The organism is Petrotoga sp. 9PWA.NaAc.5.4, assembly GCF_002895485.1.
In the GTDB taxonomy this organism is placed as follows: Bacteria; Thermotogota; Thermotogae; order Petrotogales; family Petrotogaceae; genus AZRK01.
This window is the reverse complement of record NZ_AZRK01000042.1, coordinates 71,337-85,549: the sequence shown is the minus strand read 5'-3', so window position 1 is coordinate 85,549 and position 14,213 is coordinate 71,337. Positions and strand designations below refer to the sequence as shown.

At 29.2% G+C, this 14,213-nt stretch carries 10 protein-coding genes; 5 read left to right on the top strand and 5 right to left on the bottom strand.

Annotation, left to right across the window (positions count from 1 at the left end; all coding sequences use genetic code 11):
* Window positions 1-130: 130 nt before the first annotated feature.
* The 3 genes from X924_RS08595 (at window position 131) to X924_RS08585 (ending at window position 3,374) form a co-directional block, all read left to right on the top strand.
* Window positions 131-1,231 carry an ABC transporter ATP-binding protein gene (locus tag X924_RS08595; RefSeq protein WP_121958500.1) on the top strand — a complete coding sequence of 367 codons (1,101 nt, stop codon included), beginning with the start codon at window positions 131-133 and terminating at the stop codon, window positions 1,229-1,231.
* A gap of 81 nt (window positions 1,232-1,312) precedes the next feature.
* Window positions 1,313-2,113, top strand: a complete 801-nt coding sequence (gene cas6, locus X924_RS08590; RefSeq protein ID WP_121958499.1) for a CRISPR-associated endoribonuclease Cas6 — start codon at window positions 1,313-1,315, stop codon at window positions 2,111-2,113.
* Window positions 2,114-2,156: 43 nt separating this feature from the next.
* On the top strand, window positions 2,157-3,374 hold the full coding sequence (locus X924_RS08585; RefSeq protein WP_121958498.1) for a 6-phosphofructokinase: 1,218 nt from the start codon (window positions 2,157-2,159) through the stop codon (window positions 3,372-3,374).
* Between the two features lie 104 nt (window positions 3,375-3,478).
* On the opposite strand, the gene X924_RS08580 is transcribed toward X924_RS08585, so the two are convergent.
* The 5 genes from X924_RS08580 to X924_RS08560 form a co-directional block, all read right to left on the bottom strand.
* Window positions 3,479-6,697: a S41 family peptidase gene (locus X924_RS08580; RefSeq protein WP_121958497.1), complete on the bottom strand. Its 3,219-nt coding sequence runs from the start codon at window positions 6,695-6,697 to the stop codon at window positions 3,479-3,481.
* Between the two features lie 368 nt (window positions 6,698-7,065).
* Entirely contained in the window at window positions 7,066-8,331 is a 1,266-nt protein-coding gene (locus X924_RS08575) for a D-alanyl-D-alanine carboxypeptidase/D-alanyl-D-alanine-endopeptidase (protein ID WP_121958496.1), read from the bottom strand.
* 109 nt (window positions 8,332-8,440) lie between these two features.
* Entirely contained in the window at window positions 8,441-9,031 is a 591-nt protein-coding gene (locus tag X924_RS08570) for a TetR/AcrR family transcriptional regulator (protein ID WP_121958495.1), read from the bottom strand.
* A 737-nt stretch (window positions 9,032-9,768) separates the two neighbouring features.
* Window positions 9,769-10,908: an alanine--glyoxylate aminotransferase family protein gene (locus tag X924_RS08565; protein WP_121958494.1), complete on the bottom strand. Its 1,140-nt coding sequence runs from the start codon at window positions 10,906-10,908 to the stop codon at window positions 9,769-9,771.
* A 12-nt stretch (window positions 10,909-10,920) separates the two neighbouring features.
* Window positions 10,921-11,589, bottom strand: a complete 669-nt coding sequence (locus X924_RS08560) for an SOS response-associated peptidase (RefSeq protein WP_121958493.1) — start codon at window positions 11,587-11,589, stop codon at window positions 10,921-10,923.
* Window positions 11,590-11,739: 150 nt separating this feature from the next.
* On the opposite strand from X924_RS08560, the gene X924_RS10255 reads away from it, so the two are divergent.
* Together X924_RS10255 and X924_RS08550 are read left to right on the top strand one after the other, a co-directional pair.
* Window positions 11,740-11,883: a metalloregulator ArsR/SmtB family transcription factor gene (locus X924_RS10255; protein WP_199172686.1), complete on the top strand. Its 144-nt coding sequence runs from the start codon at window positions 11,740-11,742 to the stop codon at window positions 11,881-11,883.
* A gap of 878 nt (window positions 11,884-12,761) precedes the next feature.
* Window positions 12,762-13,928: a MalY/PatB family protein gene (locus X924_RS08550; protein WP_121958492.1), complete on the top strand. Its 1,167-nt coding sequence runs from the start codon at window positions 12,762-12,764 to the stop codon at window positions 13,926-13,928.
* The last annotated feature ends 285 nt before the right edge of the window (window positions 13,929-14,213 follow it).

Genomic DNA, 14,213 nt, shown 5'->3' with positions numbered 1-14,213 from the left:
AAAAATTTATATTTAGCTAAGATTAAAGGAGGAGATATTTTTTAAAAAATTCAGAATTTGAAATATTTATAGAATTTATGTTTTATAATTTTTAAAAAATTAATTAAAACTAATATGGAGGTGCTAATAAATGGCAGAAGTTTTATTAGAAAAAATAAATAAAGTATATCCGAATGGTTTTCATGCAGTTAAAGATGCTGAATTTATTATTGAGGATAAAGAATTTTTAGTATTGTTAGGTCCATCAGGATGTGGTAAAACAACAACACTAAGAATGATTGCAGGATTGGAAGATATAACATCAGGAACTATAAAGATAGATGGAAAAGTTGTAAATGATGTTGAACCAAAAGATAGAGATATTGCTATGGTTTTCCAAAACTATGCGTTATATCCTCACATGACTGTTTATGATAATATGGCTTTTGGTTTAAAATTAAGAAAAACCCCTAAGGACGAAATAGAAAAAAGAGTAAGAGAAGCTGCAAAGATTTTAGGGATAGAACATTTGCTTGATAGAAAACCCAAACAACTTTCAGGTGGTCAAAGACAGAGAGTTGCTGTTGGTAGGGCTATTGTTAGGGATCCTAAGGTTTTCTTATTTGACGAGCCTCTTTCTAACTTAGATGCAAAGCTAAGAGTTCAAATGAGAGCAGAACTTAAAAAGTTGCAAAAAAGATTAGAAGCAACAGTTGCCTATGTTACACACGATCAGGTTGAAGCTATGACAATGGCGGATAAGATAGTTATAATGAATGAAGGAATAATTCAACAAATTGGTGGTCCGTTTGAAGTTTATAATAATCCCAAAACTATTTTTGTTGCTGGGTTTATTGGAACACCTCCTATGAACTTTTTGAACGTAAAAGTTGTTAGAGAAAATGGCATTTGGTTAAAAGAAGAGGGTATTGCTATAAAAGTTCCAGATAATAGAGCATCTCTTTTAGAAAGTTATGTAGATAAAGAAGTTGTTCTTGGCGTTAGACCAGAAGATTTATATGATAAATCAATTTCGAGCAGTGCAAATGAAGGTAATGTGCTTAACTCTGTTGTAGATGTTGTTGAACCGTTAGGGAGCGAAACATTGCTGCATTTGGCTATTGGTAATCAAGCGATAACAGCTAAAGTTAGTCCACAAACACGTGCGGAAGCAGGTCAAAAATTTGAAGTAGTTGTTGATTTAGAAATGATTCATGTTTTTGATAAGGAAACCGAACAAGCTATATTTTAATAATAAATTATGTTAATTCCCATTATGGTGTTGCCATAATGGGAATTAATTCAATAATAATGTTTATTGGGGGGAATATTATTGATAATTAAACTCGTTTTTGGGCCTATTAACGAAGAAGAAATAGATTTGCCAGTTCATTACAATAGGCCATTGCAAGGATTATTTTATAGCTTAATGTCAGAAGAGATGCCAGGCTATCATGATATAGGTACCAAAGCCGAAGATAAAAAATTAAAACTTTTCACTTTTTCACGTATTTATCCCTCTGGCCCTTTTAAGGTTCAAGAAAAAAGGATGAGATTTAAAGGACTTTTTACGATCTTTTTTGCTTCACCTATTGAAGAATTGGTTGATTCGGTTTTAAATAGTCTTAACGAACAAAAAATTTTTAGGATAGAAAAAAATAGTTTTACTTTAGTAAAGTGTGAGAAAGTAAAAGCTTTTGTTAAAGAAAAAATATTAGTAAAAACGTTGTCTCCTATAACTGTTTATTCGACTATATTATTACCTAATGGTAAAAGGTATACTCATTATTTTTCTCCTTATTCGTCTGATTTTAAAAAGCTTATAGAAGAAAATCTTAAGAGAAAGTCTTCGGCTTTAAAATTGCCAATTAGAGATTCACATTTTTCTATAGAACCTTATGGAATAACAGAAAAAAATGAAAAACTTTTATTTTATAAAGATATCATAATAAAAGGTTGGACGGGATATTTTATTTTAAAAGGTGACAAAAAATTAATAGAATTAGCTTTGAATTCAGGGTTAGGAGCTAAAAATGCCCAAGGTTTTGGAATGGTTATGTCTGTGAAAAAAAATATAGTAGAGGAAGAAAATTTAAATTACTTTCAAAATTATAAAACAGTTCAAATGGTTTAGATTAAACAAGTAAGTTTAATATAGACTTTAAGGGGTGTTTTAAGTGGTTAAAAAGAACATTCTTTATGCGCAATCAGGTGGAGTTACTAGTGTAATAAACGCTTCTGCTTATGGACTTATTAATAGTGCAAGAAGAAATAAGTCTATAGACAAAATTTATGTTGGAATTAACGGTATTTCTGGTATCCTTGAAGGGAAATTATTTGATTTGACTGAGGAATCAGCAGAGAAAATAAATGCACTAAAATATACGCCTGCAAGTGCTTTTGGTTCATGCAGGCATAGGTTAAAAGAAGGCGATGAAGAAGGTTTCAGGAAACTTTTTAAAACCTTTAAAGATTATAATATCAATTGTTTTTTTTATAACGGTGGGAATGATTCTATGGACACTGCAAATAAGATAGACGAGTACGCAAAAAAGATTGGATACGATTTAATGGTTATAGGAATGCCAAAAACAATCGATAATGATTTATATGGAACAGATCACTCTCCCGGTTACGGTTCTGCATCTAAATATCTTGCTATTTCTATGCTTGAAGCAAGTATTGATACAAGAAGCATGTCAAAGGATTCGACAAAAATCTTTATTATGGAGACAATGGGAAGACATGCGGGATGGTTAGCAGCAGCTACTTCCCTTGCTAAATTAAATGGAGATTTTGGTCCTCAAATTATATTACTTCCTGAAAGAATTTTTGAAGAAGAAAATTTTTTAAGTAAAGTACAAAAAGAGATTGAAGGAAATGGGTACTGTTCTATAGCCGTTTCAGAAGGCATAAAATATAAAAGTGGGGCTTTTGTTTCTGATATGGGTTATACAGACAGTTTCGGAAATAGACAATTAGGTGACGTTGGTAGAGTAATTGCAAATATTATTCTTACGAGGCTTGGATTAAAGGTTCATGTTGCTATTCCAGATTATCTGCAAAGAAGCGGAGGTCATATAGTAAGTAAAACAGATCAGGAAGAAGCTATAAAAATAGGGGAAAAAGCTTTAGAATATGCTTTAAATGGTATAACGGGTTATATGGTAACAATAAATAGATTGTCTAATGATCCATATGAAGTGGAATATGGAAAGGTTCCATTATTTGAAGTTGCGAACAATACTAAATATTTACCTGAAGAATATATAAGTGATGATGGATATAACATGAATGAAAAATTCATAGAATATGCTAAGCCTTTAATATATGGAGAAAGCTATCCTGTTTATCAAAACGGTATACCTAAATATGTTTCTTTTCCCATAAAATAAGTAAGGAATAACGAATAACCAAAATAACTAAAACGCCGAGATGCTTTATTTCTCGGCGTTTTAGTTATTATTATATTATTATAAGTTCTATATTACTATTCTATTTAAAATTTTTTTATGTCGTATGGATCCATAGGTGAATTTTTTTCTAATTCATCTAAAATAATTTCTATTGCTTTATCTAGTTGTGGATCTTTCATTTCTTTATAATCCTTAGGCATTATATCTACTTCTATATCAGGATCGGTACCATAATTTTCTATTCCCCAACCCACATCTTTAAACCAAAAAGCCATTTCTGGTTGAGTTGTTATTGAAAAATCTACCAAAGGATTTCTTGGCCAAATACCTACTACTCCGCCCCAAGTTCTTTTCCCTATCAACTTTCCCAACTTCATCATTTTGAATGAATGGCTGAATATATCTCCATCGGAACCAGCAAATTCGTTAGTTACAGCTACTATAGGGCCTTTTACTGAGTCGTATTGATATTGTTCTGGGGCCATCCATTTCGGAAAATCATAACCAATGAATTTCCTATTTAATTTTTCTAAGATTAGCGAAGAGACACTTCCGCCTGAATTAAACCTAACATCTACTATTAAGGCATCCCGATGAATTTCATTTAAGTAATATCTATGAAATTCAGAATAGCCTAAAGCTTCCATATCTGGAATATGCACATATCCAACTTTTGAATTTGTTTTTTCATGAACATATTTCTTATTTTTTTCGACCCATTCTCTATATCGTAAAGGAGTTTCATCGGACAAAGTTTTTACTACAAACTTTTTTATTATAGTATCTTTTCTTTCATGTACTGTAGATATTTCTACGAACTGATTATTGTAATTTACCAATAATTCATTAAATGATTTTTCTTTCAGATCTTTACCATTTATAGAAACAATGTAATCGCTTTCTTTTACATCTAATGCTGGGCCAATTAATGGAGGCTTATATTTGTTATCCCAAGGATCTCCTTTCAATATGTGAGTTATTCGATAGATATTTTCAGTTTCATCGTATTCTAAGTCAACTCCTAAATAACCAATTTTATAAGTTGGTTTTGGCTTGTAATCCCCTCCAACTTCGTAAGCATGTGAAGTTTTTAATTCACCTTGCATTTCCCAAATTAAGTCTGAAAATTCGGTTCTCGATCCTATTCTATCTACTAAAACAATATACTTGTTCAAAATTTCATCCCAATTAACTTTTGGATTTTCACTATTCCAAAAATAAAACTTTTGTAATCTCCATGCTTCGCAAAGCATTTGTTTCCATTCACTTAGGGGATCTACTTCTACCTTTATTCGTGAAAGATCTATCCACCCAGTTTTTTTGTTAAACTTTTTTGTCTCATCTTTTTCTTCTTCCGAAGCAGGCGGTTCTGATGTTGATAAAATTCTTAGATCATTTCCTATCCTAATTGCTATTTTCTGAGTATCATTTGAGATTTTAAATTCTGAAACTCCTTCAAGAAAGGTTTTTTCTTCTTTATCTAAAAGATCATAATATTTCAAAGTGAGTTCTGAAGGTAAGCTCTTAAAAATATCTTCTTCGTTATCTAATTCTCCTTTAACAGAAGCTATAGTATAAAAAATCTTATTTTGGGCTGCTTCAATATCTAAATATCTTTCTTCACTTACTGGAAATTGAAGAATTCGATCAGTTATGTTCTCAAAATCAATTTCAATTTCTTTTAACTTCATATTTTCTTTATTTTCATCTCTTTTGTCAAAACTTTCCTGTGAGGTATCCTTTTCTCCTTCATCTTGGAAAGGAGAAGGAATATCTTTTTTTAGAGTAAGTAAATAAGGTTTAACGCCTTTAACGAAAGCAAAATTGAATTGTAAATTATCACTAACTGGGTTAAAAGTCCTATAAGATAAAAAGTATAAATATTTCCCATTTGGATCAAAAGTGGGAAGTACATCTAATAACACAGGTTCTGTAACCTGATGAGTTTTTTCTTCATTTTTATCATATATCATGATTGCGGCTTGCTTCCTATTAATATACTTAGAGTAAGTAATCCATCTTCCATCTGGAGAATATGCAAATCCATTAATTGGCCCTATATCACTTTTGTCTATTTCTTTTTTGGATTTTTTATCTAAATCAATAAGTATTAATTCATTTCTTTGATTCGTCAAAAGGATTTCTTCTTTATTAGGATTAGGAATTATTTTTGTGACTCTTCCTAAGTCAAGATCTTTGATTTTTAAAATTTCTGTTTTTGATTCTTTCAAATTATGTATTTCTATATGTTCTTCATTGTTCTCATCACTAATTGTTACAATTTTTTCTTCATCTTTCAAATTTAAATAGGTGGAGAGGCGATATCTTACCCCATGTGCTTTTCCTATTTGTTTTACAGGTCCAAACCAATTTTCATAGTAATAAGCTTTCCCTCGATGAGTTGTTAATAGTTTTTCACCTTTTTTAGAAACATTGAAGCTTTCAAAATATTCTGATGGATCAACGAACTTTCTATTTCTCTGAGTTAAACCACTTAAATATTTTATATCTATTTTTTTTGTTTCGTTATTTTTTACATTAAAAACATAAATATCTGCTCCGGCATGATATACGATGTTTTCTCCATCAGTTTTTGCATTTCTTACATAATAATTATTATGATGGGTATGTTTTTTTAGATCACTTCCATCAACTAAGCAAGAAAAAATGTTTGCTACATCTTCATGATCTGAGACAAAATAAATTCTATCGCCTATCCACATAGGATTAGCGAAGTTAGATTTTAAGTTAATTAATTTTTTAAAGTTGAAGTTTCCTTCTACGTCAATTAATATTTCACCTGCAGTACCTCCTCTATAATTTTTCCATCTGGCGGGTTCACCAGTTTTTCTACCGAGTACAACTCCTTTATCTTTGCCAAACGATATTTCTGTAGCAAGTCCATACTCTAATTTTTTTAGTTTTGTTTTATCATTTATAGCCACTTCCCATAGTTCAGTTATTCTTTTGAATGGTTGAGCATAGTTAGTTGAAAATATAACTGTTTCGTTATGCCATCCAACAACTTTACTATTACATCCCAAAAAAGTTAATCTTTTTGAAGTTCCACCGTCGGAAGGGATTATGTAAATATCTGGTACTCCTTCATCTCTTCCGGTGAATGCTATCCATTTTCCGTCTTCTGAAAAAGCCAAATCGGAAACTTCCCCTAAATTTGTAGTTAGTCTCCTGGCAATACTACCTTTTGTAGTTATTAACCAAATATCATCTTCTGAAACAAATGCGATTTGATCATTAAAAATTGTTGGATAACGATAATAACCATTAAATTGAGCATGCATTTACTTTAACCTCCTTCAGTTTATTGATATCCACTTTAGAAATTTCAAAGTCCTTATTATTATAGATGTTTTAACATTGATTTTTTCACAAAATACCTCCTTGCTTCTAGTCCTTACTAATTCTTAATTTCTTTACCTTTTTCGGTACTTATAGCCAAAGAAGGGAGAAAGGGCTGTGCCCTGGACCCATTTTAAATTCAAAAGCTTATTTTCTGAAAATTATCGTTTCTAAAGTATCTATTTATTGAGATACTACTTTCAAAATTATGAACCTCAAATTCTATAAATGGCAGGATTCTATTTTAACTTATTCTCAAAAAATCTCATTTCTGAAGTCTTTATCTTTAATTCATTGATTTTTTAACAGATCATAGATTTTCATATATGTATTGGATTATAGAATTTTCAAATTCTTTTGCCCTTCTATTATTAAAAGCAAAATTATTTTCCATTAAAGTAAATAAATAAGAATTGCCTTTCTTTGTTTTTAGAATGCCAGAAATTGCTGAATCGTAGTATAGAGTTCCCGTTTTTGCCCATATTTCAAAACTAAATCGATTTTTTATAGTGCTTTCTTCGTATGGAGAAGCTAAAAGATCTAAAAACTTATCATCATATTTTTTATACAGATAAAAAATTGTATCATTTACCATTTTAGGAGAAGTTAGATTGTACATAGACAATCCACAACCATCTTTTATGATATATTTATCTGACTGATATCCTAAAGTTTTTTCTATAACATTCTTATAATGATTCTCCGAAGAATCAATTGTGCCTTCTCCATAAATAGATCCTAAATTTCTAAAGAGCTGTTCGGCTATTTGGTTATCGCTTGTTTCTAACATTTGTTTGGTAATATCAATAAGGGGTGGTGAATAATGAGTATATATCAGATTAGAATTGACCGGTACTTTTTCATATTTGATTTCTCCATAGAACGTTATTCCTAATTCTTGTAGATATATAGTAGTCAAATATGTAATATAGTCTTTTATTTCAAGATCTGTTTTATATTTGAAAGATTCATAATTTGTTTGCCAAATATTTAAGGATGCTATTTGAGGCTGAGGATCATCCCACATCCAGCCTCTTCCGAAACCTTCCTCTTTTAAAAATGAATAATCAAAAATAATATCTCCATATATTTTATTTATCCCCTTTTCAATAGTTATTTTTTTTAAAATTTCTTTGTATTGAACAGAGGTTAAAACAGGGTCCCCAAATCCTTTTATATAAATATTGCCCATAAAATTGGGAGTTATATCTCCAGTTATATACACATGTGTTTCAAACCTATAATTATTTCCTAAACTTTCTAAAGCAACTAAGGCAGTAAATAGTTTTGATAAAGAAGCTGGCACGAATAATTTTTGAGAGTTGTATTCAATTAGTATTTGATTTGAATTCAAATCTCTTAATTCAAATCCAACAAATCCATTGAAAGAGTCAAGCATGGTAATAACATCATTTTTGTTTTTTTCAGAGATTTGAATAACCGGGGAGAAAATAGAAGGGGGTGTAGTAATTGGTGGTTCTTGAATTTCTGTAGGTTGAGAAGTTTTAGAAGGTTGTAAAACTTCGATTTTCTCACTGAGATCTTCTTCTCTTATAATAGGAACTCGACTTGACACAGGGGCAGTATAAGAAGTTATACAAATAAAAAGTAAAATAACAATAATAGGAAAAAATTTTTTTATACTTTTGATAATATAGATTCACTCCCTTTTTAGTTTTTTAATTTCACTCATATTTTACTGATAATGCTGACTCAATTAATTTTGTATAATTTTTTAATACATCTTTAGAATCATGATCTTTAAGCATCATTCCCATTCCTTTTGTAACTGAAGTAAGAAATTCTAATATATACTTTGCCTCTATGTCATTCCTAACTTCTCCTTTTTTTTGAAATTCTTTTATTTTGTCTATTATAACATTTCCAAAAGTAAGATAATAATAATTATTTACATATGAAGTTATTTCGGAATGTTGAAAAAAATCATCTATAGGATAATCTTTTAAAATTGTTTCTATGTCAAAATTCAAATGTGAAACAAAGTCAATAACTTCTTTGAAAGATGTAAATTTATGAACATACTCTTTAAATGAAACATAAAAGTCATCTAAAATAGACTTTATCAAAAAAATAATAAAATCTTCTTTTTTCCCAAATTTTTTATATACAGTAGTTTTACTTAAACCTGAAAATAAAATGACTCTTTCGTAGTTGAACTGGGAAATACCTTTATTAAGTAATTCTCCTTTAGAAATATCTATAAGTTTAGTGTATTTATGTAAAGTATTTTTTCGCGTGCTATGCGATTTTTTCATATGATTGTCTACCTCCCCAACGTTAAAATAAACAATATTGAAAAATAATTATTTCTAATTTTTTTATACAACAAAAGATTATTGTACATTATATATATAATATTTAACGTAGAAAAAATTTATAAAAATGCATCAATATTATTTATAAAATAATTAGAATGAAAAATGCATAAAAATATATAGAATTATATATAAATTTTATAATGTATATTTAGGTAAATATAACCTCTTCATAGGAGCTTTTATTTTCTATTTAATAGAAAGGAGAAGTATTTTTCTATAAGCACACCATTTAAACTACGTATATGAGGCTATAAAAAAGAGCTCAACTTAAACTTACTAAAAAAGAGGTTTTGGAGTGTATCAAATTATGTATGTCGGAAAACTTAGGTTTTCCGACAATATTTCCTTTATTTTTTATCTTTTTCGATACGTATTTATAAAAATCTTATGATTTTTTCATAATAATTTTTTAGAAATTTTTTTTATCTTTTTTAATAATTTTTCAATCTTAAAATTCCTAAATTTTTCAAAGAACCAATTAAGAAGTTCAATATTATATAGTGTAACTTGTTTATTTAAATTATATATTAACTATATAATTGTATAAATTAAATATTAGGTATAATATTTTTTATATGTGTAAATATTTTATACTTATAAAAATCATATTACACAATATATAATTATATATACAATACATAATCAATATTTATTTTCAAATACCATAATTAAAATTAAGAATCCAAATTTTCAATAAAATACTTATGCAACTTTACCTTTAATTCAAAGCCAAGATCTCTAAGAACTTTGTCTAATGCTTTTAAAGTTAGGTAAAGCTTATCTTCATAACAATTTTCCCCCATGTGACCTATTCTAAACACTTGATTTTTTAAAAAATCAAACGCTCCACCGATCATTATGTTATGTTCGCTGAGCATCTTGTTATAAATATCGTTAAATGAAGTTCCCATAGGAACAACTACAGTAGTTACGGTATTAGAGAAATTATCTTGGGGATACAATTCAAGTCCACCAGATATTAAACTCTTTCTTACTGCATTAGCTATCTTTTTATGTCGTTCTACACGACCATTATCTTCAAGTAATCTTTCAACCGCAACACCAAAACCATATATATCGCTTATGGAAGGCGTATATGGGAACCATTTATCTTCGTACCAACTCTTCCAATTAGCAAGGTTCACATAAAATCCCGTAATTGGAGTTTTTCTATTTAAAATTATATTCCAAGCCTTTTCACTAATACTTAAAAAAGTAATACCAGGAGGAGCTGATACACATTTTTGTGAACCTCCCAATAGAATATCTATACCCCATTTATCTGTTTCGATTTCTTCTCCACCTATAGAGGAGACAGCATCTACTATCGAAAGAATACCGTATTTTTTTAATAAGGAGTTTATTTGTTCGATTGGATTAGTAATTCCTGAAGGAGTTTCACAATGTACGAAAGTTGCTAATTTATAATCGTGATTTTCTTCTAAGAAATTCTCCAAAGTTTTTAAATCTATAGCTTTTCTGTAGTCGGAAGTAAAGTAATCTACTACTCCACCATATATCTTTAAAAAATCACCAAACCCTTTTCCAAAAATACCGTTTTCTATACAAAGTACTTTATCTCCAGGTTCTACTAAAGAAGCACAGGATGCTTCTAATCCTAATATCCCTTCTCCAGAAAGTATTAAAACATTGTTTTTCGTTTTTAATAGTTGTTGTACTTTTTCGCATGTTTCTTTGTAATATTCATAGAAGTTAAGGTCCAAATCTGGATTTGTTATCTTTTGAGATAGGGCGTCTCTCACCTCTTCACTTACATAAGTTGGACCTGGAGTCATTATCATTGGAACCTTCAATACTATCCCTCCCTAATTTACTGGAATTAAGTTGTTCTTTGAATTGTTTCTTGGTGAGTTAACTCTGCTACTAACTTGGTATAACTCGATCTTATCATCATCTTTGGCTTTCAACATTTCTTTTACATTGTTAAAAGTATTTTTACTATCAATCCATTTTTTCACTTCATCTTTTTCGAGCATAACAGGCATTCTATCATGAATGCGAGATACTTTTTCATTAGAGGCCACAGTAATTATAGTGCATGTAAACAAATTACTTTCCTCGTCAATTTTCCAAATATCGTATAATCCAGCAAAACAAAATAATCTATCTCCTTTTAATTTTACAAAGTATGGAGTTTTACTATTTCCTTCTCTTTTCCATTCATAAAAGCCATTTGCTACTATTCCACATCTGTTTGAATTAATTAAATTTTTAAAGGTCCTTTTTTCAGTTAATGTTTCAACTCTGGAATTTATCATCTTATAACCAATACTCACATCTTTTGCCCAAGAAGGAACAAGGCCCCAACTAAACTTATTTAAAGCAGTTTTTCCTTCTTTTTCAAACACAACTAATACTTCGTTAGAAGGTGCAACGTTATAATTTGGTATATAATCATTAATCAAAACAAGATCTATGCCAAAAGTTTGAATTATTTCTTTGAATGGTGAATAAGTAACAAACCTTCCACACACAAAATTCACAATCCTTATGCTATTTTTTAGAGTTATTCAAATTATATCATACGAAATTTGGAGAATAAGAGAAATTATTATATTATTATATTATTATATTATATGAGCATAGATGAATATAATAATATAAACGGGGGGAATGTTCAATTAATGGAAGAACTTTTTAAGTCTCTTGGAGATGAAAATAGACTAAGAATTTTAAATTTATTGATGCAGCAACAAGAACTTTGTGTTTGTGAATTGGAAGTATTGCTTGAAATGACTCAATCCAATGTTTCTAAGGCATTTAAGTAAGCTTAAAACCATTGGAATTATTTCTTCTTTGAAAGATGCTCAATGGGTATATTATGAGATAAACGCTAAATTTAAAAAAGAGGACGAATTACTTTATAGGTATTTAAAGGAAAAATTTCGAGAAAATAGTTTATTTATAGACGATATTGAGAGATACAAAAAATATAAAGAACATAATATGAATTGTTACCGGATTAAAGACGATAAAAAGCATGTTTTAAAAATCCTAACTCAGGTGGCGATATTAATATAGTTAATGATTTATTCTATGTGTTCAAGATAGATTTATCAAGTAGTGTGGAAGATAGCATAAAACATCGCATCACCTGTAGCCATGCTCGAAGCAAATAACTTTTTTGAGTTGCCGTTGCTATTCCACTTTTTAGATTGCAATCGGTAGCAACAATTGTTACTGTAGCGGATGTATTAGTAGAAGTTTCAGTAATCCTAACCCTTGTCAAAATTGCTAATAAAACTAAAAATATGTTTCAAAATAGAACAGTTTGATTCTTTTTATATAAAAAGAGTAAGTATCGTTTTTTTGGTTTAAGCAAATGGAGATAGTGAAGTTATTTTTAAATTTGCCATAGGATATGCATACTTTTTATTTTCTTATTTTGTAAATATCCAAGAATAATTTAAATTTTTATGATATAATTTTAATAAAAGTTATAACATTAGGTAAATTTTAACTCAAAAACATGGTCTTGTGTATCTTTCAGCTTAGAAATGAAAATTAAAGAAAATAGCCAATTGGTTAAAATTAGAATAATGGAGATATTTTTTAAAAAACTAAACGTCAAAACATTTATAAAATATGAGTTTCATAATTTCTAAAGTGAGTAAATCAAAAATATTATAGGAGGAGACATAACTCTATGATTTATAACTTTGACGAACTAATAGATAGAAAAAATACAGACTCAGTAAAGTGGAACGGCTTAAAAGAACTCTATGGAAGAGATGATGTTATTCCTATGTGGGTTGCTGATATGGATTTTAAGTCTCCACCTCAAATAATTAAAGCATTAAAGGAAAGAGCTGATCACGGGATATTTGGTTATCCTATGGTAGATGAAAATTATTTTGATCCTTTTATTATTTGGATTAAGAAAAGACACAGTTGGGAAATTGACAAAAGTTGGATAGTTCCGGCTGATGGGGTTGTAGATGCTTTAAAAATTGCTATACTGGCCTATTCAAAACCAGGAGACAACGTTGTTATCCAAAGCCCTGTCTATTATCCGTTTTATAATATAATAAAAGCTAATGGAAGGATGATTCTAAAAAATCCCTTAAAATTGAACAAAAATGGATATGAAATGGACTTTGAAGATCTTGACGCTAAATTAAACATGAATAGAACAAAATTATTAATACTTTGTAATCCCCATAATCCAGTGGGAAGAGTTTGGAAAAAAGAAGAACTTGAAAGATTATCAGAAGTATGTTTAAAAAGAGATATAATAATACTTTCTGACGAGATTCATTCTGATTTAGTATACTCTCCCAATAAACACCTCCCGATTTCTTCTCTTTCACAAGATATACAAAAAAAAGTGCTTTCTTTCTATGCACCAAGCAAAACATTTAACTTACCGGGGCTACATGCTTCTTTTGTAGTAATACCCGATGATAAATTAAGAAATGAATATAAAAATATGATAAAAAGTGTTTCGACAGATAGTTTAAATATTTTTGGTATGACAAGTGCTAAAGCAGCTTACGAAAATGGGGAAGAGTGGTTGAATGAGTTACTTGAATATCTAATGAATAATATAAAGTTTGTTCTTAAGTTTTTTTCAGAAAATATGCCGGATTTAAAAATTATTGAACCAGAAGGAACTTATCTAATGTGGATGGATTTTAGAAAATATGGAGATGAAAGTACAGTAAAAGATATCCTTATAAACAAAGCTAAAGTTGGTTTGGAAGAGGGAAGTATTTTTGGAGAAGAAGGAAACGGTTTTTTTAGAATGAATATCGCTTGTCCCAAAGAATTACTAAAGAAAGCATGTGAAAGTATTTATAAAGCTTTTAAATAATTTAAGTAGTTAATTTAAAAACTCTGATTTAATTAAGGTAACTACACAAAAAAGTATAAGAACTTTAGAAATGATAATTTTCAGAAAAGGAGCTTTTGAATTTAAATGAGTCCAGGGTACAGTCCTTTCTTTGCTACACTTAGTGAAAAAGTAAGAAAAATCCATTATATAGGTACTTTAGAAATAAAGATTTTCAAATAATCTTTTGAATTTAAAATGGGTCCAGGGTACAGCCCTCTCCCCCTTTCTTGGCTGCAAGGGCTGAAAAAGGTGAAGAAATTAAGA

Coding starts and splice junctions, on each gene's coding strand:
- X924_RS08595 (WP_121958500.1), top strand. CDS start 131: ATGGCAGAAGTTTTATTAGAAAAAATAAATAAAGTATATCCGAATGGT.
- X924_RS08580 (WP_121958497.1), bottom strand. CDS start 6,697: ATGCATGCTCAATTTAATGGTTATTATCGTTATCCAACAATTTTTAAT.
- X924_RS08550 (WP_121958492.1), top strand. CDS start 12,762: ATGATTTATAACTTTGACGAACTAATAGATAGAAAAAATACAGACTCA.
- X924_RS10255 (WP_199172686.1), top strand. CDS start 11,740: ATGGAAGAACTTTTTAAGTCTCTTGGAGATGAAAATAGACTAAGAATT.
- X924_RS08570 (WP_121958495.1), bottom strand. CDS start 9,031: ATGAAAAAATCGCATAGCACGCGAAAAAATACTTTACATAAATACACT.